The 26,162-nt window shown below is 46.6% G+C and carries 14 protein-coding genes; 5 read left to right on the top strand and 9 right to left on the bottom strand.

All coding sequences use genetic code 11. The features are described from left to right. Positions 1 to 24 precede the first annotated feature (24 nt). From ABR189_RS23695 to ABR189_RS23680, 4 genes are all read right to left on the bottom strand, one after another. Positions 25 to 1,755, bottom strand: coding sequence for a RagB/SusD family nutrient uptake outer membrane protein (locus tag ABR189_RS23695; protein WP_354662975.1), 1,731 nt, complete (start codon positions 1,753 to 1,755; stop codon positions 25 to 27). A gap of 10 nt (positions 1,756 to 1,765) precedes the next feature. Next, the gene (locus tag ABR189_RS23690; protein ID WP_354662974.1) at positions 1,766 to 5,143 is read right to left on the bottom strand and encodes a TonB-dependent receptor; all 3,378 of its coding nucleotides are present in this window, start codon (positions 5,141 to 5,143) and stop codon (positions 1,766 to 1,768) included. Positions 5,144 to 5,352: 209 nt separating this feature from the next. After that, entirely contained in the window at positions 5,353 to 6,597 is a 1,245-nt protein-coding gene (locus tag ABR189_RS23685; RefSeq protein WP_354662973.1) for a FecR family protein, read from the bottom strand. Positions 6,598 to 6,684: 87 nt separating this feature from the next. Then, on the bottom strand, positions 6,685 to 7,278 hold the full coding sequence (locus ABR189_RS23680; RefSeq protein WP_354662972.1) for an RNA polymerase sigma-70 factor: 594 nt from the start codon (positions 7,276 to 7,278) through the stop codon (positions 6,685 to 6,687). A 295-nt stretch (positions 7,279 to 7,573) separates the two neighbouring features. On the opposite strand from ABR189_RS23680, the gene ABR189_RS23675 reads away from it, so the two are divergent. The 5 genes from ABR189_RS23675 (at position 7,574) to ABR189_RS23655 (ending at position 16,219) form a co-directional block, all read left to right on the top strand. Next, positions 7,574 to 10,498: an FAD-binding and (Fe-S)-binding domain-containing protein gene (locus tag ABR189_RS23675; RefSeq protein ID WP_354662971.1), complete on the top strand. Its 2,925-nt coding sequence runs from the start codon at positions 7,574 to 7,576 to the stop codon at positions 10,496 to 10,498. 56 nt (positions 10,499 to 10,554) lie between these two features. Then, a complete protein-coding gene (locus tag ABR189_RS23670; RefSeq protein ID WP_354662970.1) occupies positions 10,555 to 11,409 on the top strand; it encodes a sugar phosphate isomerase/epimerase family protein in 855 nt (284 codons plus the stop codon). Positions 11,410 to 11,416: 7 nt separating this feature from the next. Continuing rightward, positions 11,417 to 14,278, top strand: a complete 2,862-nt coding sequence (locus ABR189_RS23665) for a PVC-type heme-binding CxxCH protein (protein WP_354662969.1) — start codon at positions 11,417 to 11,419, stop codon at positions 14,276 to 14,278. Positions 14,279 to 14,438: 160 nt separating this feature from the next. Continuing rightward, complete coding sequence (locus ABR189_RS23660) at positions 14,439 to 15,215, top strand: hypothetical protein (protein ID WP_354662968.1); 777 nt, start codon at positions 14,439 to 14,441, stop codon at positions 15,213 to 15,215. 98 nt (positions 15,216 to 15,313) lie between these two features. Beyond that, a complete protein-coding gene (locus ABR189_RS23655) occupies positions 15,314 to 16,219 on the top strand; it encodes a DMT family transporter (RefSeq protein WP_354662967.1) in 906 nt (301 codons plus the stop codon). Positions 16,220 to 16,223: 4 nt separating this feature from the next. Here the strand turns inward: ABR189_RS23655 and ABR189_RS23650 are convergent, their stop codons facing one another. The 5 genes from ABR189_RS23650 to ABR189_RS23630 all read right to left on the bottom strand — a co-directional run bounded on the left by ABR189_RS23650 (position 16,224) and on the right by ABR189_RS23630 (position 25,978). Then, positions 16,224 to 18,134, bottom strand: coding sequence for a glycoside hydrolase family 127 protein (locus ABR189_RS23650; protein WP_354662966.1), 1,911 nt, complete (start codon positions 18,132 to 18,134; stop codon positions 16,224 to 16,226). A 23-nt stretch (positions 18,135 to 18,157) separates the two neighbouring features. Next, positions 18,158 to 19,471, bottom strand: a complete 1,314-nt coding sequence (locus tag ABR189_RS23645) for a hypothetical protein (protein WP_354662965.1) — start codon at positions 19,469 to 19,471, stop codon at positions 18,158 to 18,160. A 36-nt stretch (positions 19,472 to 19,507) separates the two neighbouring features. Next, positions 19,508 to 20,824, bottom strand: coding sequence for a hypothetical protein (locus ABR189_RS23640; protein WP_354662964.1), 1,317 nt, complete (start codon positions 20,822 to 20,824; stop codon positions 19,508 to 19,510). Between the two features lie 73 nt (positions 20,825 to 20,897). Further along, entirely contained in the window at positions 20,898 to 22,643 is a 1,746-nt protein-coding gene (locus tag ABR189_RS23635) for a RagB/SusD family nutrient uptake outer membrane protein (protein WP_354662963.1), read from the bottom strand. 20 nt (positions 22,644 to 22,663) lie between these two features. Then, positions 22,664 to 25,978 carry a TonB-dependent receptor gene (locus ABR189_RS23630; RefSeq protein ID WP_354662962.1) on the bottom strand — a complete coding sequence of 1,105 codons (3,315 nt, stop codon included), beginning with the start codon at positions 25,976 to 25,978 and terminating at the stop codon, positions 22,664 to 22,666. Positions 25,979 to 26,162 lie beyond the last annotated feature (184 nt).

The raw sequence follows: 26,162 nt of genomic DNA, 5'->3' as shown, positions 1-26,162 counted from the left end.
TTTAAGAATTGAATAGAATTACTTTTATTTTCTTGGCCAGCCAGGATTCTGGGCCAGCTTTTCATTAAGCGATAGTTCATAGGCAGGCAGCGGATTGAGATAATCCCTTTCCGGCTTAAAACCGTAGCCATTTGTCAGTGCCTGTTGATAAGGATCTATATAACCGCTGCCATCCAGTGGAATATCTGTATTGGGCGGGTAATCTCCTTTAATAAATTTTGCTCCCCTGGGGCGTTGATTGACGATCAGGTGATGTGCCCTCCAGCGCAACAGGTCGTTCAACCGGAATCCTTCACAGGCCAGTTCCACCCTTCTTTCCCGACGCACCTCATTGATGAGCCCGGATACTCCCGGAAATTCCCAGTTGGGATCATTTACAATACCAGCGATCACCAATGGCGGCATACCCGCTCTGCTCCGCAACAAATTAATACTCAGATCTACATCCGTTTGCGACAGTTCTCCCATTTCTGCTTTGGCCTCTGCGTAGTTCAGCAATACTTCGCCCAAACGGAAGATGATAGGCGCGGTAGTGGACATGAAGTCGCCCTGCTGCAATGTTTTATCCGGGTACGATCCTTTCCTGATCTGGTAGCCGGTCACATCCCTGGAATCTCCACCGAGATTTACCGCCGCCCGTACAAATTTCGACAACGTATCCCCCCCACCGTTATAGTCAATAGTAATGGGATCCCCAGGCACAAAGATGAGCTGGCGTAATCTGGCGTCACGGTTTTTCACTACGTTCAGCAAACCATTATCTCCCTGATACTTATCGCTCACTGCTATGGGCTTTCCATCCGTACAGAGATAACTCTGGATAAGCGCTTTGGAGATGCCTGTATTACCTGCCAGGATAGAGAGATACCGTTGTCCGTTGTGTGAAGCCACTCCCAGTTTATATTTCCGCCAGAAAATCACTTCACTGTTGCCCGAAAGATCTGACTGATTAAACAGCAACGAATAGTCCTTTTCCGGATGTCCTTCATTAAAGATGGCATACTTCTTTTCATCCATCAACATTTTAGCAGCGCTGGCAGCTTGTTTCAGGTATTTGGCCGGATCAGCCCCGGTGACTCCGAAAACAGTTCCCTGGTGGTATTTTTCCCAGGTTCCTTCATACAGGGCTACCCGTGATTTTAAAGCCAAAGCCACAGACCGGTTGATTCTGAAAAGCGGCGCACTTTCTTTATCCTTTAATTGGGCAATAGCCTGGTCCAGGTCTTTCAGGATATTATCTGCGATTACACTTCTTGACACCCGCTGATTATACAGCTCCGGCGAATTAGTAGCCAGGGGCTTATCGATCCAGGGCAAGTCGCCAAACTGCTGTAACAGATCAAAATAAAACCAGGCCCTGAAAAAATAGCCTTCGCCCAGGTAGTGGTCTTTTTCCGGGCCGCCATTTACTGCAGGAGCCTTTTCGAGAAACAGGTTGACCGACCTGATATTCCCCCAGTTCCACCCTCCACCGGTAACCGGCAAGGTGGCTAATCCCGCCAGGCGCATATTGTACAGGCCCGGCACCATATTATCGCTGTTATTATCCTTCCAGAAAGGCCCGGCATCATGCGATCCCCATTCCGGCAGCGCCGCATAAAAATTGTTCAGGTAGATTTCCAGATCGCTGGTAGTTTTCCAGAATTCCGGTTCGGAGATCTGGTTGAGCGGGCGTTTATCCAGGAAGCCTTTCTTGCAGGATGAAACCAGCAATACGGCGATGAAAAGTATATGATAAGTAAGTCTCAGTTTCATGACAGGCATTTTAGAGGTTAATGTTTACACCAAAAGACACGATGGTAGAAAGCGGATAAATTTTACCCTGGCCATAGGTACCGAAGATGCCTTCCGGATCAAACATGCCTTTGATCTTTGTAAAGGTGAGCAGATTTTCTCCGGTGAAGTATACCCTTGCCTTTTTCATGGAAATGGTACGGAGAAAACGTTCTGGTATATTGTATCCCAGCTGCAGGGATTTCAGCCGCAGGAATGCAGCATTCTGCAGGTACAGAGAAGATACTTCCCGGTTCTTGGCCCCTTCATTACTAAAGTAGGGACGTGGATAATAACCATTCGGATTGGTTTCGCTCCAGTAGTCAAGGTGTTCCTTGAAAGTACTGTTCTGCCATACATCGCCTAATTGTCCCCAGAATACATTTCCGTTGAACCACACATCTCTTTTGCCTACGCCCATCCAGAACATAGAGAGGTCTAAATTTTTCCAGGATAGTCCCATAAATACGGCGTAGGAATACCGGGGCAGTGAATTACCAATGATCTTCATATCGCCGTGATCATCCAGTGTTCTGTTGCCGTAATTGATCACCCCGTCATGATTCAGGTCTTCATACTTTACATCCCCCGGATGCCAGTTGGCATAAAAGAGGGATTGTTTAGCATGTTTGGACACCTCATCTTCCGATTGAAACAATCCGTTGGATTCCAGCCCCCAGATATCGCCCTCATACTGTCCTTCATAGTTGCTGGACAATGTTTTATTCGGGTTATTCCATTTGGTGATTTTCACCCGGTAGTCTGACAGGGTAAGACGTACATTATATTTTACTTCTCCAATACGATCGTTCCAGGCAATGGAAGTTTCCCATCCCGTATTTACTTTTTCCGCGTTGTTTTCCAGCGGTACTGTTGTTCCTAATACAGCAGGCAGCGGATAGGAAGTACCCAGCATATTAAACACCTTTCTTTTAAAATAGTCGAAGGTCACTTCCATGCGATTATTGAAGAGCGCACCATCGAATCCCACATCCAGTGTTTGCACGGTTTCCCAGGTAAGCCCTGCACTCACCAGTCCCGGCGCCCCTACCCCAATAGGGCGGGTTTCGCCTGCCACCCAGTTTACCTGTTGTGTAACCGGCATGATAGGCAGGTAGAGGTAATTAGCCACATTCTGGTTACCCAGTGAGCCATAAGAAGCACGCAGCTTAAAGTAATCGATCGTATTTTTTAGCGGTGTCCAGAAAGGTTCACTGGAAATGCGGTATCCCGCAGATACGGAAGGGAAAAAACCTTCCCGTTTCCCATCTTCAAACCTGGAAGTACCATTTTGGCGGGCGTTCAGTTCCAGCAGGTATTTTTCCTTATAGTCGTAGTTGATACGAAAGAAAGTACCATCGGTAGACCAGTGGTAGATATTATCCCGTACGTTCATATCTCCGGTAGCAGTGGTGAGAGAAGGCACATTGTCGGTGATCAGGCGGTTCCTTAATCCATAGAGACTGTTAAAATGCTGGTACTCGCGCTGAAAACCCAGGAGCGCCTTCACGTTATGATTGTTAAATTTCTTTTCGTAAGAAGTAGAGATATTATAGGTCCAGTAGTTGTCCGCATCACTTGTTTGTGCGTAATCATTAGGTGTTCTTGTATCAAAAGCCACATATTTTCCCCCATCAGGTCCGGTAGCTGTTACCAGTGCATGGTGGGCGGTGTTGGTCATGTTGGCATTTTTCCAGGAGTAATCCCCTTTGATCAGCCAGTTTTTAACAGGTTCCAGTTCTCCTTCCAGTCTTAGCCATAATTCATTGTTGAGGTAAATATCACGGCCACCATTTTCGTATACATTTACGCGTGACATTTCGCTATATTCCCCATTCGGATATTTAAGCGGATCGGTAGCATATCTGCGGGTAAGGTCGTGCCACATCACACTGCGCACCAATCCGTACCCATCATTCGGATAATCCGATTCCCCCCTGGCATATTTGGTCAGGAAGTTGACCTGCATCCATTTGGTGATTTTGGTATTGATCTTGGCATCAATGTTATAGCGTTTGTAGCTTTCATTACCGTACTTCATTTGTCCGCCGTGGTCATATAAACCTGCGGAGAGATAATAGGTAAGTCCGTCTTTACCACCATCTACGGTAAGATTATGTTTTTGTCTGAACGACCATTTTTTTACCAGTTCTTTGTACCAGTTGGTGCTGGCATTCGCATATTCATGTTTTCCCCATTTGCCAGGGTCCAGCGGGTCGGGCGCTGTACCAGGCGTATTTTTGGGGTCATTCATATACTGTTTGATCTTTTCAATGATTTCATTGGAGAAGAAAGGCGCCATGCCGGAGTTTTTGGTAGCATCATTCCAGGCGTTGGCAAACTCCAGACCGTTGGCCGGGTTGGGTAATAAAGTAGGCGTAGCCCATTCCATATTCGCGTTATAGCTCAGGTTGGGCCTGCCATCCGTAGAGCCACCTTTTTTGGTGGTCACCAGGATCACGCCATATGGCGCATAGGCCCCATAGATCGCAGCGGAAGAAGCATCTTTCAATACAGAGATGGATTCAATATCGCTGGGATTGAGCTGGTTGATATTCATGGGCATACCATCCACCAGTACAAAAGGAGATCCCATACCACGGATATTGAAGTTCATAGAAGCATCCGGTTCACCGCCGGTGTTATTAGTGGTGATATTAAGGCCGGGAGATACCCCTTGGAGCAGCTGGCCTACGTTGCCTTGGGGGCGGGCAGCAATTACCTTGCTGCTGATCGCTTCCACCGCACCGGTCAGGTTGGCTTTTTTCTGGGTAGCATATCCTGTTACCACCACATCATTCAAAGACACGTTTGCCTGGATGAGCACGATAGCACCCATATCTTTATTGGTACCAGCCGGTAGTTCGCGCGATTCGAAGCCCACAGAGGAAAATACGATGATGGATTTTCCATCGGGTACCTTCAGGGTAAAGCGACCCTGTGCATTGGTAGCAGTACCCTGGGAAGTACCTTTTATGGTCACGCTCACATTAGGCAGGGGTGTATTTTTTTCATCTGTCACAATCCCTGATATCTCCTGCGGAGGCCGGGGTGTATCTTCCTTTTCCGGAGGCGCTGTTCTTTGTTTGATCACTACGGTACGGCCTACGATGGCATACGTAAGCGACTGGTTGCTGAAACAGATATCCAGTGTTTTTTCCAACGTTTCGTTTTTGACATCCACCGTTACCTTACGGGCTTGTTGTAGCCAGGATTCATCAAAAAAGAAGGACATGCCCGTTTGTTTTTTAATGATGCTGAACACCTTTTGCAGGGAAACATCTTTTTCGGACATGGTGACTTTCTGTGCACTTACTTTTGCATGTACCTGCAGGCATAATGCAAGTAGCAGAAGGGCTGTTAACTTCATAACCAACAGCATTTTGGTTGACGCCCTACGGTTAAAATAGCAGGGCTTACAATAAAAAATTTGCATACTTTTACAGACATTTTGGGTGAATAAAACAGTTCCTAACAGCAATTGTAAACAGCCCAAATACCGCTATAAGCGGGTCCGCTCCGACTCTCACCCCGGAGCGGTTTTATTTTAGCTATTCCAATATTTTAAAGTGATATCACTTACGGTAATACAATTATTTTTCTTCCTTCTATTCTGAAGCGTACCCCGGTTTCTTCCATAATTTTCAGCACCTGGGAAGCGTTGTTGTCGCGTGAAATTTCCCCGCCAAATTTCCGTACAGGGATGGCTCCTTCATAGGAGATATCCACATCATACCAACGGCCTATCTGGCGCATCAGTGTAGCCAGGTCGGTTTGATCAAAAGAGAAGTAGCCATTTTTCCAGGCCATAACAGCGTCCGTATTTACTGCCTTCATAACGTGGATGGCCCCATTTTGTGCTACAGCAGATTGTTGCCCGGGCTGCAGCACAGCAGAATGCCCTGCCATCGTGCTCACTTTTACACTACCTTCCAGTAAGGTTGTTTTTACCGCAGGCTCATCATGGTAGGCATTGATATTAAAGTGGGTGCCCAGCACTTCTATTTCTTCCCCATGGCCTGCCGCATTGCTGACCTTTACAATAAAAGGCATCCGTGTTTCTCCGGCGCCATTGGCACGGTTGTTTTTCAATGTCTGGTGTGCTACTTCAAAATACACTTCTCCCGTTATCTCCACCTCGCGTTTGTTGCCGGTAAAGAGGGTAGGATACCGGATAGAGGAAGCCGCATTGAGCCATACTTTACTGCCATCCGCAAGGATGAGCTGGTATTGTCTTCCCTTAGGTGTGGTGATCGTGTTATATACTGCTTCAGTTTGGTTGCTGGCAGTTTCATCGTAGAAAATCTGGTTGTTGCGGCGAATAATTTTGGTGTTTCCCTGTATCGCCAGTACTCCGTTGTTTGCACTATCCAATACTATTTCCTGGCCATTGCTCAGTTTCAGGATAGCCCCCGGTGTGCCTGGTTTCAGGTCTGCCAGCTCGGTGGCAGGTGATGATATGGCAGGCGCTGGTGGTGCCGTTTTATTCCGTTCAGAGAAGTACCAGGTCCCCATGGCCACCAGCAGTAATACTGCTGCGGCGTAACGGAGCAGGCGTTTGCCTGTTGTCATCACCCGTTTTAATGGCGGATTATTCCGTTTCTCCTCCGCCATCATAGCCGCAAATTTTTCATTCCATGCGCGGGTGTCCGTTTGCCCCTGTTCCCTGGACACCTCCCAATGCCGGCGGAGCGCATCTGTAAATGATTCCGGCACCTCTCCTTCTTCTATTTTATGCAGCAGCAGCTCCATTTCTTCCGGAGAAATAGTGTTGTTGATGTACCGGTCTAAAAGAGATTGCCAGGCATGTTGATGCTGTTCCATAACATATGATTACAGGTGGCCAATATAACGGCGTCTATATATAAGACGATGGAAAAAACCGGAATAACTATTCCCTGCAAAAAAAACTTACACTATTTTAAAAAGTACGAGGAGTACAGCCAGGTCGGCGTGTTGGGAAAGGTAATGGCGGACAAAGCGCTGGGCTTCTCCGATATGGTTGTTGACAGTGGATCTGGATATTTGCAGCCGTTGGGCAATCTGTTCATGGGACAATTCTTCTTCCCGGCTCAGCAGGTATACTTCCCTCCTTTTGGGTGGTAATAATGCGATAGCTTCCCGGATCTTTTGTTCATATTCCAGCAGTAAAAGCCCGCTATCCGCCGGCACTTCTTCCGCCGTTTCCAGGCGATGGCAGAGGAGTGTTTTCAGGCGCTGATCTCTGGCAGCCGCGCGGAGAAAATCGACCGACTTATTATGCGCAATGCGGAACAGGAAAGCATCCAGGTCCCGGATCTGTGTGATCATCTCCCGGCCTACCCATAGCTTCATAAATACATCCATGACCAGCTCTTCCGCTACCTGGTCTGATTTTATAAAACCAGCGATATAGTGAAAAAGTCTTGCGTGGTAAATACTGAATAATTCCTTCATAGCCTTTTCGCTACCGCCGGAAATTTCCTCCAATAATGCATGCTCATTGTATGAATCAAGGCTTGCCAAAGATTTCGGTTTTGATGTTCACTGGGATTTAAAGGTAATAAAATTTATTACCTCCGGTAATACTAATTTCATGCAATTAATGGTCAATATCGTGTTATAAATTCCCGTGGCCATTTGTTATGTTACTCCCCGGAAAGTTAGTACAGTTCTTATTTTTCCATCATTCAAGTATACCATTCATTCTTCATAAAGAGTAAATTCTTTGATTATCTTTGTTTATCAGGGAAGTGAATGCAGTGACCGGAAAGCCAGATGTGACTGTACAACTCCTATTCTCTAAACACAAGAATGTTTTATGCAAAGCGATCTGTCTCTGCTCGCGGAAAAAATGGGTGGGCCTTTATATTATAATTCATCCCCTGAACATAACACGCAATTATTAGCGTATTCCACAGATGCGTCTGTTTACCAGGAAAAGCCGCTGGCAGTGGCCATACCTGAAAACACTGATGATATCAAGTTGCTGATCGGCTTTGCCCGGCAGCACCAAGTAACCCTGATTCCAAGAGCTGCGGGTACTTCCCTGGCAGGTCAGGTAGTAGGCAATGGTATCGTTGTAGATATTTCCCGTCATTTTAATGAGGTCATTGAAATCAATACAGCAGAGAAATGGGTAAGGGTACAACCGGGAGTAATCCGGGACGACCTGAACCGGAAGCTGGCCCCTCACGGACTGATGTTCGGTCCGGAAACCTCTACCGCCAACAGGGCCATGATAGGTGGCATGGTGGGCAACAATTCCTGTGGCTTGCACAGTATTGTATGGGGTGCCGTGCGGGATCACCTGCTGGAGGTAACTGCTATACTGAGTGATGGGTCTGATGCTGTTTTCAAAGAAGAGCCGGTGGATGCCAACCATTATACCGGATTGAAGAAAGACATCTATGCCGGCATTCAGCAGCTCCTGCGTGACGAAGCCCGACAGGCGCTGATCAAAAAACAGTTTCCCAAAGCGGCTGTAGTCAGGAGAAACACCGGTTATGCCCTGGACAGCATGGTATACAGGCAGCCTTTTACGGCTGGCGGAGCGCCTTTCAATCTTTGTCAGCTGATAGCCGGATCAGAAGGCACGCTATTGTTTATTACCGAAGTGAAGCTGCAATTGCTGGATCTGCCTCCCAAGGAAACAGCCCTGGTGTGTGTGCATTGTAATTCTCTGCAGGATTCACTGCGGGCCAATATTATCGCCCTGCAGCACCAACCGATGGCCTCTGAGCTGGTAGACCGGTACATCATGAATTTTACACGGGAGCATCCTGAATACCGGAAAAACTGCTTTTTTGTGGAGGGAGATCCCGCAGCCATCCTGATGGTTGAGTTTATGGCGGATAGTAAGGCCACCGTAACCCGGCAGGCGGAGCAACTGATTACCGATTTAAAGCAGCAGGGACATGGCTACGCCTATCCTGTTTTATATAATGAGGATACTAAATACGCCTGGGATGTGCGGAAAGCAGGCTTAGGCCTACTGCGTAATCTGCCCGGAGATACCCAGCCGGTAAACCTGATAGAAGATTGCGCTGTTTCCCCGCAGGAATTGCCGGAGTATGTTCACGACTTACAGGAAATGCTGCAAAAGCACCAGGTAAACGCCTCCTATTATGCGCATGCAGGCGCCGGAGAGCTGCACGTGGAGCCTATGATCAATTTAAAAACCAAAGAAGGGTTGGCATTATTCAGGAATATCCTGGCAGACACCGTGGTGATCGTAAAAAAATACAATGGTTCCCTTTCCGGTGAGCATGGCGATGGCAGGTTGCGCGGAGAATATATAGCCACTATCATAGGGCAGGAAACCTACGAGCTGTTTAAGCAGGTAAAACAGTTATTTGACCCGCACGCTATTTTTAACCGCGGGAAGATCACCGATACCCCGCCCATGGACAGTCATCTTAGGGTGCAGGTGAATCAACCCGCCTCTACGCTGGCCACCCACTTTGATTTTTCGGCACAGGGCAGTATGCTGCGGCTGGCAGAAAAATGTTCCGGCTCAGGAGATTGCCGGCGCAGTGAAATGGCCGGTGGTACCATGTGCCCCAGTTATATGGCCACCCGGAATGAAAAAGATACTACCCGCGCCAGGGCCAATGTATTAAGACAATTCCTCAGCAATACCGCAGATGCGGAGCCACTGAATCATAAAGAGATCAAAGAAGTGATGGACCTGTGCCTGAGTTGTAAAGGCTGCAAGTCGGATTGCCCGTCGGGGGTAGATATCACCAAGATGAAAGCTGAGTTTTTACAACAGTATTATGATAAAAACGGCGTTCCCTTCCGGTCAAAACTGATCGGCAATTTTGCAGCACAAATGAAGCTTGCCTCAATATTCCGGTGGGGATATAATCTCATATTCGGCACGCCCTTCCTTCGCAGGATAGCCAACCGTGCCGTAGGATTTCATCCGGAAAGGAGCATGCCATTATTGCCCGGCACTACCTTAAGGACCTGGTTTAACAGGCGGGTACCCACCCAACAAGGTGGTGATAAAGAAGTGATTTTCTTTTGCGATGAATTTACCAACTACTACGATGTGGAAATAGGTCAACGTGCGATCCTCCTGCTGGAAGCATTAGGCTACCGTGTGCGCATCCCTGCTCACCTGGAAAGCGGGCGCAGTTTCCTGTCGAAAGGCCTCGTAAAGAAAGCAGCGCTTATTGCCAATGAAAACATTTCCCGCTTGTCCGGGTTGGTATCTGAAGATATACCGGTAGTAGGACTGGAGCCATCCGCCATTCTAACGTTAAGGGACGAATATATTGATCTGGCCCGTCCGGAAAATAAAACCAACGCTTTACATCTGGCAAAGCATACTTATACCATTGAAGAATTTATTGCAGCAGCAGCGGAGAAAGGCCATATCTCCAAAGCAGCTTTTACCACAGAAAAACGTGCGATAGCCGTACATGGTCATTGTTATCAGAAAGTACTATCCTCCCAGCATGCCATCAGCACTATGCTGAGCTTACCGGAACATTATTCCGTGCAGGTGATCCCTTCCGGCTGTTGTGGCATGGCCGGATCCTTTGGTTATGAAGCGGAGCATTATGCCGTATCACAGCAGGTAGGTGAACTGATCCTGTTCCCTACGATCCGGAAGATGCAGCCGGATACGATCATCGCCGCCTCCGGTACTTCCTGCAGGCACCAGATCAAAGATGGTACCCACAAACATGCGAAGCATCCGGTGGAGATATTATGGGAAGCATTGATAAAAAATTGACGGGGAAATTTCTTATATTTCTATTCATTACTGCGTTTAAGCCCTAAAGCCACGTTATGATGCATAGAAGAGCAGTTATTAAAACCTTGTCTGTTCTGGCGGGTAGTTATTGTATCCCACTCCCCGCCTACGCCATGTTAAAAAAGCGTTTCAGGATAGGCGCCTGCGACTGGTCCATCGGCCGGGCCAATCAACCTGCTGCCATGCAAACGGCCAGGGAAATAGGGCTGGATGGCGTACAGGTAAGCCTGGGCAGCGCCGCCAACAATATGCATTTACGGGAACCTGCCGTACAAGCCCTTTATCAGCAGGCAGCCGCTGCCGCCGGCGTCAGCATTGCCGGACTGGCTATTGGCGAGTTGAACAATATTCCTTACAAATCTGATCCCCGCACGGAGCAATGGGTAAGCGACAGCATAGACGTTGCCAGCACCCTGGGGTGTAAAGTAGTGTTACTGGCTTTTTTTGGTAATGGTGACCTTAAAAATGATGCAGCCGGACAGCAGGAAGTAATCCATCGTTTACGGCAGGTAGCCCCTAAAGCAGAAAAGGCTGGGATCTACCTGGGTATTGAATCCTGGCTGAGTGCAGCGGAACATATGACCATCCTGGATGCAGTAGGCTCTTCGCATGTAAAAGTATATTACGATGTAGCTAATGCCCACAAAATGGGCTACGACATCTACCAAGAGATCCGCTGGCTGGGTAAAAACATCTGCGAGTTTCATGCAAAAGAATATGGGCAGTTACTGGGTAAAGGCCCGATCGACTTCCGGCAGGTACATCAGGCGATGGAGGACATTGGTTATAGAGGATGGCTGCAGATAGAAGATGCTGTACCTCCGGGCGCCACGATGCTGGAAAGTTATCAAGCCAACCAGGCCTTTTTAAGAACTGTATTTCCTGAATAACTACGCTATGAACAATAGTATGATATGCATGCTGTTATTGGCAGCAGCATCCCTTTCCCTCGACACCGGCCATCTGCCTGAAACAGCCCCGGCACTACCATCAGATACCCTGCACCTCCCGGAAGGGCTGGAAGCCACGGTATGGGCAGCATCGCCTATGCTCTTTAACCCTACCAATATGGACATTGATCATAAAGGCCGGATATGGGTAACAGAAGCCGTTAACTATCGCGATTTCAACAATCATGCAGCAGGTAAGCTGCGTCATCCGGCAGGCGACAGGATCATGATCCTGGAAGATACGGACCATGATGGCAAGGCAGACCGCTCGAAAGTTTTTGTAGAGGACACTTTATTACGTTCTCCATTAGGCATTGCCGTTATTGGCAACAAGGTGATTGTTTCCTGCTCACCCTCTGTTATTGTTTATACCGATGAAGACGGAGATGACCGGCCAGATAAGAGAGAAATATTCCTCACCGGCTTCGGGGGCCTGGATCATGATCACGGGTTACATGCCTTTACAGCCGGACCGGATGGCAGGTTTTACTTCAACACCGGCAATGCTGGTCCTCATAAGGTAACAGATAAAGCAGGCTGGCATTTACGGTCCGGCAGTCTGTATACCGGTGGCACGCCTTACAATACCACGAATGAGCCCGGATTAAAAAGCGATGATGGCCGGGTATGGACCGGGGGGCTTGCCTTACGCATACGCCCCGATGGCACGAGCTTGTCGGTAGTAGGACATAATTTCCGCAATGCATATGAGCTGGCGTTGGACTCTTATGGTAATATGTGGCAGAATGACAATGATGACCAGGTGGTTACCTGTCGTACTACCTGGCTGATGGAAGGCGGCAATGCCGGTTATTTCAGTAATGATGGTAGCCGTTTCTGGCAGGCAGACCATCGTCCCGGACAAAGTAACTTCACGGCACACTGGCACCAGGAAGATCCCGGTGTAATTCCCGCAGGAGATAATACCGGCGCCGGTGCCCCCACAGGTATTGTGGTATATGAATCGGATGCCCTGGGCCCGCAATTTGCAGGCATGCTCCTCAGCGCTGATGCAGGAAGGAATGTTATTTTTGGCTATCACACGACCCCACAGGGCGCCGGATATGCCATGTCCCGTTTTAATTTTGCCACCTCCGTCACCGCCTCTACGGAGGATTATAAATGGGATGCCCAGGAAACAGATGAGCGGAAATGGTTCCGGCCCAGCGATGTGGCAGTAGGTCCCGATGGCGCCATTTACATTGCCGACTGGTATGATCCTATTGTGGGGGGGCATGCCATGCATGACAGTACCGGCATAGGCCGCATTTACCGTATTGCCCCCAAAGATCACCCGCTAACGGTACCGGCTATAGATTTTCAGCATACAGCAGGGCAGATACAGGCCTTGTTAAGTCCTGCAGTAAATGTACGCTACAGCGGTTTTGCATTGCTGCAGGCAAAAGGTGCGGCGGTGCTTCCTGAAGTGACTGCCTTGCTGGATAGTCCCCATCCTTATCATCGTGCCAGGGCAATATGGTTGCTGGCACAGCTGGGGAATCAGGGAATACAAAAAACAGCCACGCTGCTGACCCATCCTGATAATATCGTACGTATTACCGCTTTCCGGGCACTGAAAGCAGTATCGGCAGATATACTGCCGTATGCCAGGCAGCTGGTCAATGACACTGCCGCCGCCGTGCGCAGGGAAGTAGCTATTGCCTTGCGGGATGTTCCGTTTGCACAAAGCAAACCACTTATCCTGACGCTGATAGCAGGTTATGACGGCCAGGACCGCTGGTATCTGGAAGCGCTGGGGATGGCGGCAGACGGAAAAGCGGCGCAAATATATCCTTTACTGTTAGCTAAATATGGGTACAATCCTTTGTTGTGGGACAACCGGATGGCCAACCTCGTATGGCGCCTGCATCCACCAGCAGCAGTAGCAGCATTAGAAAAGAGAGCTGGTAGCCGGCAGTTGAAGCCGGACCAGCAAAAAGCAGCTATGACCGCACTTGCCTTTATCACCAGTAAACGTGCTAATCAGGCCATGACCCGGCTCACCCTGCAAAAAGACACCGTAATAAAAGCCACTGCCACCTGGTGGTTGCAATTCCGTCAGAGTAACGATTGGGCTGCCTATAAGCCGGTTAAGGACACTCTGCAAAACGACAGTCAACTGGCATCTAAGATAAAAGCGCTGCGTGATAAAATGTTGAATAACACCCTTTCCGTAGCCAGCCGTCAGGCCGCCGCCACTTCCCTGGCCAAAGACAGCAGTGGTGGAAAGATGCTGATACAAATGGCGATCAGCAAACAATTACCTGAGTCACTTATTCCCACTATAGGCAATAGCATTTTTTCCAATCCGGACCAGTCTGTCCGGGTACTGGCAGGTGACTATTTTAAAAAACCTGGTGTTGCCAAAACCTATGCTATTTCACAGCTCAGCAAAATGAAGGGATATGCAGACAATGGCAAAAAAGTATTTACAGCAGTATGCGCTTCCTGTCATAAAGCAGCCGCACAAGGCAATGACGTAGGCCCGGAGCTTACCAGGATCAGGACAAAATTTGATAAGAACGGGTTGCTGGACGCCATCGTAAATCCTAATGCTGCCATCGTATTTGGATATGAACCCTGGCTCATCACTACCCGCCAGGGAAATACCGTATATGGTTTTCTTCAATCGGATGGTAAAAATGTGGTACTGAAAGATATAGCAGGCAAACGCATTATCATTCCCGCCGCGGATATTACCAGCCGGAAAAAAACCGGTACGCTGATGCCGGATCCCGCTACCCTTCATCTGACCGAGCAACAGCTTACGGACGTCACTGCTTATCTGATGTCGTTGAACGAAGAATAAGAAAGGATGTCCGTAAATGTTTTGAGGCATTTGCGAACATCCCGGGTACAAGTGTATCCGTATTAGTAAGCAGCTGTCAATCGGTTCGTTTCTCCATGGGAGTTACTGATCTGTATGCTACTCATTTCATATCTTTAATTTTTTACAACCCACAACTTTTATGAAAAGAATATTCTTAACCCATCTTTCTTTGTTACTATTCTTCTGCATAGCTTATGCACAAGAACCTGAAACACTTGGAACAGTAAGTAACAGAGGAAATATTGCCACCACTTCATTGATTATTGACCCACTTGCAGATGCTTTTCGCTCATTTATTGTAAAAAGACTGAATAGTACAACAACAACAACAAGCCAGGTCGCCATAGCCAATAATAAAACATATGGAGCCATTACCTGGCACCCTGATCTTTCCACTATCACGACTCAATACGCTCTAAACATTGGAGCCAATGTTCTTAATTACTATAACAATGGTACTACAGAAACGGTATGGCGCAGTGGTAATTTCAACCCTAGCAGTTATCTTGCATTAACAGGAGGAAACATTACAGGAGACATCACAATAGGTACTACTGCTCTACAAAAACAACTTAACGTAAATGGCAATATTAAGGCCAGAAAAGTAAAGGTAACCGTTACAGAATGGCCAGATTATGTATTTGAAACCAGCTATCCATTACCCCCATTGTCTTTTGTGGCCCAATTTATACAACAAAACAAACACCTTCCCGGTATGCCTGCCGCAACTACTGTAGCTAAAGAAGGAATTGACCTGGGCAGTAATCAGGTAGTTTTACTTAAGAAAATTGAAGAGCTGACCCTCTACATTATAGCGCAGGATAAAAAGCAGGAAATATTGGATAAAAAAAATATTGCTTTAGAAAACAGACTAGCGGAAATAGAAAACATCCTGGGAACACAGATTAACAGATAACCATCGGATAAATGGCTTTTAACATTGTTTAACCACTTTCATCAATTCCCATACAGGGCCTATATGGGAATTGTTTTTTTTGCCGTAGCTTTCGCCGCGTGAATAGGATTATCGCCAATAATAAATGGCTCACCGTTATTATGGCAGGTCTGTTATTTGCCATACTATGGGCATCTGCAGCTACTGCCACCAAAATAGGATTAAAGGCAGCGCAGCCTTTTGTGATCTGCATTTTCAGGTTTCTGATTTCCGGTGTAGTTATGCTGGTGATCTCTCATCTTTTTCTGCGTAATAAACTCCCGGAGAAACAACAATGGAAACAGCTGACTATATATGGCCTGCTGAACATTACAATTTACCTGGGCCTATATGTGCTGGCCATGCAAAATGTTTCTGCCGGACTGGGTGCGCTGGCCGTTTCTTCCAACCCGGTTTTCATCACGATCATTGCAGTGATATTCTTGAAGCAGCCAGTTTCCTTCCGCATGGTGCTTAGCCTGTTATTATGCACCGCAGGCGTGATCCTGGCTGCATTTCCCTCTATGGATAACAGTACGACTACCATTGGCGGTATCATCGTAATGTTTGCAAGTATGCTCTCCTATTCTGCCGGTGCCGTTTATTTCTCTGCCAGAAAATGGGATGGCCTTAATATTCTGACCATTAATGCCTGGCAAACAATCATAGGAGGATTGCTTTTGTTACCACTCACAATTGCTGTTTATCAACCAGCGCTCAATCTTTATAACAGTGACTTCTGGTGGTCTGTTACCTGGCTGGCCATACCTGTATCTATCATAGGCGTATTGTGCTGGCTGTTCCTGCTAAAAGAAAATCCGGTAAAAGCATCCTACTGGCTATTTCTATGTCCTATAGCAGGCTTTATTATTGCCAAACTCATGATGCAGGAACCCTTAAACAGCTTTACCGTTTATGGTATCTTACTGGTATTAACAGGATTGTTCCTGGTACTGAAAGATAAACCAGCTCCCAAGCCGGAGTAACTCATTACCCTCCCCAATCAGCACCTATCAGCTGAGGGAACCAGACTCTATAACGGGAAGCGGGTGAAAAGGTGCTCCCAGCAGAGGAGAAATCGCAGAAGGTCAGATTTACTGGTACTCCTTCCTCACCCAATCTCCAGGAGCCTACCATACAAGGAATGGTAACAGCTATCCAGGTATTGCTCTGCGTACCCTGTTTTATTATCTCCATAGGCACCGTACCATCACTTGCCAGGACAGGCGTAATTGTTTCATCCACATCTACATTACCTGCCAATCTCAGGTCTCTGGCAAGCACTATCGGTCCCCGCATAATAGCCAGGTTTAATGGCTGCTCTCCCACTTTTTCTATTCTTCCTCTCATATCCAGCACCAGTTCAATATTGTCTCCCGATGCCCATTTCCGGTTAACAGACACATATTCTCCTGCCTTCGCAACTGTTACCGGCTGACCATTGACCATTAAAGTAGTTTGTATGCTCCATGCAGGAATACGGACCTTGATGGCAAACTCTTGTGCAGCCGCCATCTTCAGCTGCAGGTTTACTTTCCCGCTTACCGGATAGTCAGTGTGTTGTATTATTTCCACCATTTGCTGACCAGGCGCTTTTACTTCATAATGCCCTTCCGCAAAAAAGTTAACTGCAATGCCGTTTTCTCCACTCATCACTGCTAAAGGTAACATGGCATACAAGCCTCTGGGACCATTGGCAACACAGCAATTAAGCCCCATATTGCATTGATTGCTCCCCAATGACCGGATCCCCATAGCAGGTGTGTACATGCCCCAGTTGGCCCCATCAGGAGTCATGGCCCCTAACAGTGCATTGTAATAGGTTTGCTCTATCGCATCGGCATATTTTGTTTCACCGGTCAGTTTTAGTAATTGTTCACTCAGCATTAACCAGGTTACGGTGACACAGGTTTCATTCGCATGTTTGGTTACAAACTGCTGCAGTTTTTTTCCATCATACCAGCATTCAGATGCAGCACCTGAGCCCAGTATATTAATTTCAGTATCCCGGATATTCTCCCAGGTTTTTTCAACGGCCGCTTTATATGCTTTGTTTCCTGTAATACGGTAAAGATCCAATAGGCCATCATAGCAGGACATCATCTCATAAGCCTTTTGTCCCTGTTTCACCCATTCCGCCTGTGCAGGAAAGGGCCAGCGTTTGCCCACATCTATACCTGCTTTTGTGATCAGTTGCGGGCCTACCGGTAATTCCCACTGCCTTACGATCTCTTCAGCAAAGTCGAGATATTTCTTTTCATTTGTTCTTGCATACAGCATGGTAACCGGCTTCAGTACAGAAGTGGTAGCCATCCCAAAATAGTTCCCCTGCTGAACAATTGATTTTTTACGTACCGCCAGTTCATTGATCAGGTAGTCTGCCATTTTACGCGCCGCCATCAGCGAGGCTTTATCTTGTGTTAAATCATAATACGCCAGCAAGCCCCACAGCGTATATTTCTGTCCCCAGATATCCCATTGCTCCAGGCGGCTTTTATCTGCATAGTTGCCTATGTATCCATCCGCCGTCTGGGTTTTTAATAACAGGGGCACGCTATTATCCAGCACCTTTTTTAACCGCGGTTCCGGGAGATAGTTGTATGCCAGCACCGCAGAAGTAAACCACTTTCCCCAGAACTCTGTTTGCCAGAGATGATCTTCTGTTCTGTTCCGGAAAGGGGTGATCAGACGGTCGTCATCCTGAGACAGGATACGGTTTTGGTAAGCCGCATCCAGTTTCATGCCCAGGTGTCCGCTGATATGGTCAGGTTGTCCTGCATGCAGCTGATCCTTCACTACAGGTTTTACCTTTACCTGCCCAAAAGCTGGCAAAATAAGTATGAGGTTGATCAAAAGAAGAAAGGCCGGAAATCTTATATTTTTGCTGTGATTGCTATACATAATCATTACACTTTGTACGAAGACTATTTTTTAATAACATAAAGTGCTCCCATTCCTGGTGCAAGCTTTACAGGAATTGAAACGGTATTGCGGGCTATTATACGGAAGGTACGTTGTGACTGGTCCAGTTCTGATACGCTGGCAGGCTTCCTTAGTTTCACCTCACCTGCTACCTCAGCCGAATGGCTTTTGTTGGTGATCAACACATACTTAGCATTACTACCATCACCAAAAACACCAATGACCAGGTTATCAGGCGCTGCTGCCAGCAGATCAGAAGTTTCTAAACTGTCCAGAAAGTACAGGGCTTTATTCTCTTGTCTGACACCTGTCTGATACAGCTTTTCGGAGCGCTTATTCAATAAAAAATCGCCCAGGTACCTGATGTCTGTGTTCAATGTTTTCAGCTCCTCATACATGGCTGTTTTGCCACCCTTTTCATCCAGCAGGGAGCCTGCCGAATTAAAATAGCTCAACCCTTTAACACCATATGCCAGGGCCGCATACATCTGTGCACGTATCCTGCTCACATCCATGATACTCTGCTGGTCTTTTTGCAGGGATACCGCCTGAAAATAAAACCACAGCGGTTTATTATGTTCCAGCGCCTTTTTGCGGATATAGCCAAAGTCCATCCAGATGTCATTGTTGATCAAATCGGTTGCTGCCTTATTATCGCGGAAAGGATAATAGTCGAAAGAAAAAATTTCCGGGTCTACTGTTTTCAGATAATTATCTACGTATCTGGGGTAGGAATTATCTGCCCATTCGTAGCTCCCCTTTTCCCAGGTATATACACCATAGCTGGGAAAAATAACAGAAAATGCTAACCGGTTGCCATCATACTTTTTCACCAGGTCGTGTAGTTCCCGTGTTTTGGAAAAATCTTTTTCATGTGGTTCATCCCATATATAATACCCTTCCAGCATTTTAAAACCTTTCAGCTGTTGTATCGTATTGCGGACCGTTTCCTCCTGAAAAGCAGGAAATTTATCCCCAACACCACTGATCGTGGACATATCTTCTGCCAGCACTTTCACCCCTACTTCCTCTGCTGCCCGCATACCTGCCATCACTTTATCGGGGCTCAAGAAAGTGAGTTCCACCAGGTTGATGCCACTTTCTTTGGTAGCTGTCAATACCTTTTTATAGATAGTAGTATCCCCTCCCACTGCATGGAAGGTGGACAGTATAAATTCCCGTTGCTGCCACCCCTGCTGTTTCGTATTGCCCTGTGTGGCGGCCTTCCGGCTGCAGCCACTGGTAAATAATGCAGCCAGCACCATGAAGTTTAACAACATGGTGCCGGAGCTATTCTGAAAATATTTTCCTTTCATCTGATCCTGTTTTGTTTAAAAAGCGTCGTGCTTTACTTATTCAATGATATATAATGCGGCTTCTCCCGGAGGGATTGAAATAGTAATGCTGGTAGTACTGGTAGACAATACCGAAGTAGTATTCGCGCTTTTATTAAACTCACTTACCTTCTTCGCGCTTTTAAGTGTGATAGTACCACTTTTGGCTGTTGAAAAATCCTTATTGGTGATCATCAGGTATTTCGTGGTACCCGCATCACCGAATACGCCAATGATCAGGTCATTGGGGGCTGTATTTATCAGCGCAGACGAACTCAGATTATCCAGGTAGTATCTGGTGCGGTTTGTGCTGGACACGCCCGTGTGATAAAGTTGTTCCGCCTGTTTACCAAATAAGTAATTTCCCACATTTTTCACGGCGGTATTCAGCGCTTTCAGATCGTTGAACATAGGCGTTTTATCATAGGTTCCATCTTCTATCAAAGCCTGGTGACTGGTATAATAACTTAATCCCTTTACCCCGTAGCTAAGCGCCGCATACATCTGTACCCGTATCCTTTCCAGGTTCATGATACTTATCTGTCCTGGCTGCATGCCTACCGCCTGAAAATAGAACCAGAGCGGTTTACTTGCCTGCAATGCCTTTTTACGAATATAACCAAAATCTTTCCAGAGATCATTGGTGATCAGTGTAGTGGAGGTCAGGTTTTCGCGGAAGGGGTAATAATCAAACGATACTACCTCCGGATCGATGGTGGATACATAACTATCCACGTATCTGGGGAAAGTACTATCTGACCATATGTATGGCCCATAGCTGGGCAGCATCACAGAAAAGGCCAGGCGGCTGGGGTCATGTGCTTTGAAATAATCACGCAGCGTTTTTGCCTGGGTAAGGGTGGTGGTAAAAGGTTCATCCCATACATAATAGCCTTCCAGCATATTGTAATTGTTTAGCCAGCTGACATTGTTAATCACGGTATCCTCTGTAAAAGAAGGTACAGTTGTCTGGAATCCGCTGAAGGAAGCCAGATCCTGTGCCAGTGTTTTAACACCTTGTGCCTCTGCCACATCCAGGGCCGGAATCAGGGCCAGCCTGCTCAGGAAGGTAAGCTCTACCAGGTTGATCCCCGCCTCTTTTGTTTGTGTGAGTATTTTCCTGTAGACAGCAGTATCTCCGCTACCTGGCAGCGCAAAAAAAGTAGAGAGCACAAATTCGCTTTGTGCCCAGACGGCATTACGTGCCTTAGGTGTATCTGTTTTATGAGGCGCAATAGGTTTCTCTGTCCGGAGGGGCAGTTCTTTTTTTTCACAGCCAGCAAATGTAATAGCAGCGGCAGTGAGGGCAATAAGCATCCTGTTATATGCACGCATATATTTACTTTTTAAGGTGAATAAATAAAAGTGAAAATGAGATAACGGGCCTGGACAGACCCGTTACCTGTTATTACCAACCGGGGTTTTGTGTAAACGCCGGCAATCTGTTCAGTTCATTTAAAGGGATGGGGAAGATCAGGTATTTATCCGCCCAGGCTACCCGTCTGCCAACTACGATACGCTGTCTGGTAAAAGAGCCATCCGGTTGTTTGGTCCAGGCCATGCCTGTAGTGAGGCGATCCGTTTTATCCAGGATTTTCCATCTGCGCACGTCCCAGAAACGATGTTCTTCGAACACCAGTTCCACGCGTCTTTCCCGACGTATCCTTTCTCTCATAGCCTCTTTAGATAAATCCTCCGGCAAATCAGGCATATGTACTCTTCTCCGCACCGTATTCACTGCTTCATATACTGCAGGCGTAGCACCAGAAGCTTCATTTTCAGCTTCTGCATAGTTCAGGTAAATTTCTGCCAACCGGAATTTTTTCCAGAGCGCATTACCTACATTACCGATCCTTAAATCCGGGTCATTGAATTTTCTCAGGTAGTATCCGTTATGCGTACGCTGCCGTAACTGTGCCAGGCCATCCTCTCCTCCCAGATAAGATGCCACGTAATGTTGTTTTCCATTGATCACACCATAGTATGCCTGGTTGTACCAGATACTCGCATAAAAGCGGGGGTCACGGTCTTTGTATGGCTGGTTATCATCATAACCAGCAGCGGTATTAATGACAGGTTTTAAATGATCTGCATCATTATACCCGGTAATAGGAATTTCACCATTGGCCATATCATAGCCATCCACTAATTCCTGGGAAGGAGCTGCACCGGCTAAAGCTGCTCCCACTGTAGGGATCCCATTAATAAAGAAAAGGATACCACCAAACGTTGCTTCTGCATTCTTGATCTCGAATATTGTTTCACGATCGTTGGTATTGCTGGAGTTACCCTGGAAGTATTTTTCATAATCCGCGTTCAGCACAAACCCATTCTGCACCAGCGCCTCTTTGGCTTCTTTTCCTGCGGCGGCCGCCAGTTGCCATTTGCCTGCATCATTGCCAGGGTTCCATAATGGGCTGGCGTTGTATAACAGTACCTGAGATTTGATTGCATAGGCCACTGACTTTGTAAAGCGGCCCCGCTCTCCCTCAATAGCGGTCCTGTATGGCAGATTAGGTTCTTTGATCGCATAGTCGCAGTCACTCACAATAAATGCCGCACACTCTTCAAAAGAATTCCGTTTTAATTCTTTGTAATCAAAATTGTCCGGGAATTGTTTATCCACAATAGGCAGTCCACCATACATCTTAATCAGTTCCAGGTAGAAAAAGGCCCTCAGCAATCTGACTTCGGCAGTAAGCCTGGCTTGTTTGTTGCGGTCTGCCATACTCACATTACCTATCCTTGAAAGAAAGATATTGGCTTTCCTGATCGCATCCCAGCCATCTTCATAATACTGGCCGTTCCACTTAATCCCTCCTTCCCGGTTGGTACCGGCATCCAGCGGATTGTAAGAGGGTGTCAGCATTCCACCATACCATTGCGAAACATTGGACCAGCTATCCTGCGGATCATCGCTGCCATGAGATTCATCAGAAAAAACAGACAGCATTACATTGGGGTAATAACGGGAACCGTATAACCGGATATAATTGTACACCGAGTTGGCATAAGCTTCGATCAGGATTTCATCTTTAAACACATCCTCAATGGTTATTCTACCATCCGGCGTAATATCCAGAGGATCTTTTTTGCAACCGGGAGCGATTACCAGGTGAAACAATACTAAAAATATTATAAGAAACTTCCTCATATCAAACGTAGTTGAATAAATTAAAAGGTGATATTAATACCGGAATTAAACACACGGTAAACGGGATAGGTATAAGAGTTGGATATCTCCGGATCGTAATCCTTTGTTTTCATTTTATCCCAGGTGAACAGGTTTACCCCATTTACATAAATGCGCACTAACTGTGCACCAATCTTACCGGAGATATTTTCAGGTAATGTATATCCGATCTCCACGTTTTTCAGGCGTACAAAGCTGGTATTTTCCAGGTAAAAGGTATTGACCAGGTTGCTGGCAGACAGGCCCGTGCTTAATGCAGGGTAAAGGATCTCCTCTCCTGCCGCAGCACGTTCCGGTGTCCAGGCATGTAACATACGCTCCCGGAAATCATAGGTTTCAAACACACCAATGTCAGATAAGAATTTAGAAACCCCTGCTACTCCCTGGAATAATGCAGAAACACTAATTCCCTTATAGTTGATCCCAAATGCTGCACCATACGTATATTGGGGCACTGCAGCATTGCCTACCGGAGCAATGTCACGCTCATCTATTATTTTATCGCCATTTACATCCTTGTATTTAAAATCTCCCGGGCGGGGTATCCTTCCGATATTATAGGCAGGATATCCGTTAATCTCTTCCTGATCTTTAAAATAGCCATCTACGATATAACCGAAGTTCTGTCCGATCATATAGCCTGTTTGGCGGTAACGGGCAGCAAAGTCGGCTGTTTTCTCAGCTTCATCCACAAACACTACTTTGTTCCTGGCATAGTTAAAGTTCAAATTAGAGAAGATGGTAAAGTCCTTTGCCACGCGCTTATTGTAATTCAGTTCAATTTCATAGCCCTGATTTTTTACAATACCAATATTGGCAGGAGGCCGTGCACCAGCAGATACCCCATTCAGCATCGGTACAGAACCACGGGCTATCAGGATATTATCGCGGCTTTCCTTAAACACATCCACTGTGATCTTCAGTTCATTGAACAATCCTATTTCCAGGCCAACGTTTGTTTTTTTGGCAATCTCCCACTGGATATCCGGGTTACCGATATAAGATTCACTGATGGTACCTCCTCTGCCTAAACTGGGACTGTATCCCCCGCCTGCACGTTGTATATCATCCAGGTACAGGAACCGTTTTCCTCCCAGCCTGTCATTACCTACACTTCCATAGGAAGCCCTCAGCTTCAGGAAATCCAGCAAAGTAACATTACTCATAAAAGGTTCGCTGCTGATCACCCATGCTCCTGAAACGGAGGGAAAGAAACCATAACGTTTTCCTTTAGCAAACTGTTCAGAACCATTAAATCCGGCATCAAACTCTGCATAATACTTATTCTTATAGCCGTAGGTGATACGGGATGAAAAACCTCTCAGGTTGTATGGTAGTGGATCACCGGGGCGGATTCTTTGTTCCTGTTGTCCCATTAACAGTCCTGTTACGGTATGTTTATTAGCGAAGGTGCGGTTATAATTTACCAGGAACTGGAAGTTGGTAAAAGACTCAAAAGAGGCACCGCTGGAAAGGCTCAGGGGAGTATTATCTCCACCGTTCTTTGTATAATACACACTATCTCTACCATCTACTGCTTTTAAATTCGGATCCATAATCTGCGTCCAGATCTCATAATTCCTGTTGGCTGCCAGGCGGTAAGCTGTTTTGGTATCAAAAGAAGCCATGAATTTTGCAGAGAGCCCTTCCGTAATAAAATGCAGGTCTTGCTGCAATCCCCAGGAAGCCGTAATATTATTGTTCGTACCCTGGGTATAGCCACTACGGTTAATCATAGCATAAGGGGAATTATTATATAGCCCTGAGCCAACGATCACTTCTCCATCTGGTGTCAGTGGACCCGGCAGGATACTTGGATGTTCGTTATTGATATAGCGGAATATTTCATTCTGGTAGGGCGAGTTGGTTTTTTCCAGGTAGCCGGCTACATTCAGGAATGTTTTGAGTGTTTTAGTTTTATTCAGAAAAGCATCAATATTTGACCGGAAGTTATACCGCTTCAGATAGGTAGATGGATCATAGTCTTTCTGCTCTACCTTCCACTGCCCAGCCTGGTTTAAATAACCCACATTTACAAAATACTGTACTTTATCACCTCCTCCTGAAATGCTCAGGTTATATCTTGTTTGTGGTACTACTTTGTACATCAGCATATCCCGCCAGTTATTATCTGGGTAACGAAGCGGGTCGTCCTGCAAACGATAACGCTCCAGCGCATAGTCTGAATAAGGTGGCCGGTTCACCGGATTATTGGGATCTGCATCCGGATTATTATTGTGCCAGGCTTCATTCTTTAATCTTGCCCAATCGTATGCCCCAAGAATGGAATTCCTTCTGGTAAAATCCTGGATACCTGTTTCAGCCGTAAAGCTGATCTGGGATTTTCCTTTTTCACCTCTTCTGGTGGTTACGAGAATCACCCCATTGGCACCACGTACACCAAACATAGCAGTAGAGGAAGCATCTTTCAGAATGGTTACACTTTCTACCTCGTTGGGATCGATATAAGACAATTCGCGTTCTACCCCATCCACCAGAATAACCGGGTTCTGACCATTGAGGGTACCCTGTCCGCGTAAATATAATGCGGTAGCATCCTTTCCGGGTTCACCACTACTTTGAATCACCGTTAATCCTGGTAATCTTCCCGCTAAGGTAACCGCCAGATTTGCAGCAGGACTTTGTTTGATTTCCTTGGTTTGTATAGAAGCAATTGCACCCGTAATGCTGGCTTTCTTCTGTTCACCATAAGCCACTACCACCACTTCATTCAGCCCGCCGGCACTTGCTTCCAGCGCAATCTGTATGCTGGTCTGATTATTTACCGCTACCACCTGGCGTTGATAGCCGATGTAGGTTATCTCCAGGGAATCTATAGGTTCTGCCTGTAAGGTAAACACGCCATTTTCATTTGTAATGGCTCCTGTTTCCTTTCCCACCACCCTTACTGTAACCCCTATCAATGGGCTACCCAGCTTATCCTTTACCACACCGGTAATCTTTATCGGCACAGGAACATTTGCTACAGGCGTGGCAGGCGGCGCTTTTCTTTTTACGATGATGGCTTTTTCCTTCATCATGTAAGTAAATGGCTGGCCTTTAAAACAGACATCCAGCACCTCATTGATAGGTGCATTTTCGATATCGATACTTATTTTCTTTGCCTGCTGCAACAAATTATCTGCATATACGAACTGGTACCCGGTTTGCTTATAGATTGCATTAAATACTTTCTCCAGGGAAGCATTCGTTTCTTTCAGCGTAATATGCTGAGCGTATGTATTCGCCCTTATTTGCAGGCAGGTAACGGTTAAAAGCAGGACCGTTAGTTTCATAACGAGGAAGCTTCTTTGGTTGATAAGACCTTTCCACCGAAAGGTTTTTCCATAATGGTTTAATTGCATAAATTGCAGTACTGTTTGGATTTTAAAAGAATCAGTTACCTGTAAGACGGAATATTGTTTCATGACAATCCATACACATCCACCAGGGGCGCGTCAACGTTCCTGGTTTTTTTAT

It is taken from the genome of Chitinophaga sp. H8, from assembly GCF_040567655.1.
Taxonomy (GTDB): Bacteria; Bacteroidota; Bacteroidia; order Chitinophagales; family Chitinophagaceae; genus Chitinophaga; species Chitinophaga defluvii.
Note: the sequence above shows the minus strand (reverse complement) of the source record. Positions and strands in the feature narration are given on the sequence as shown.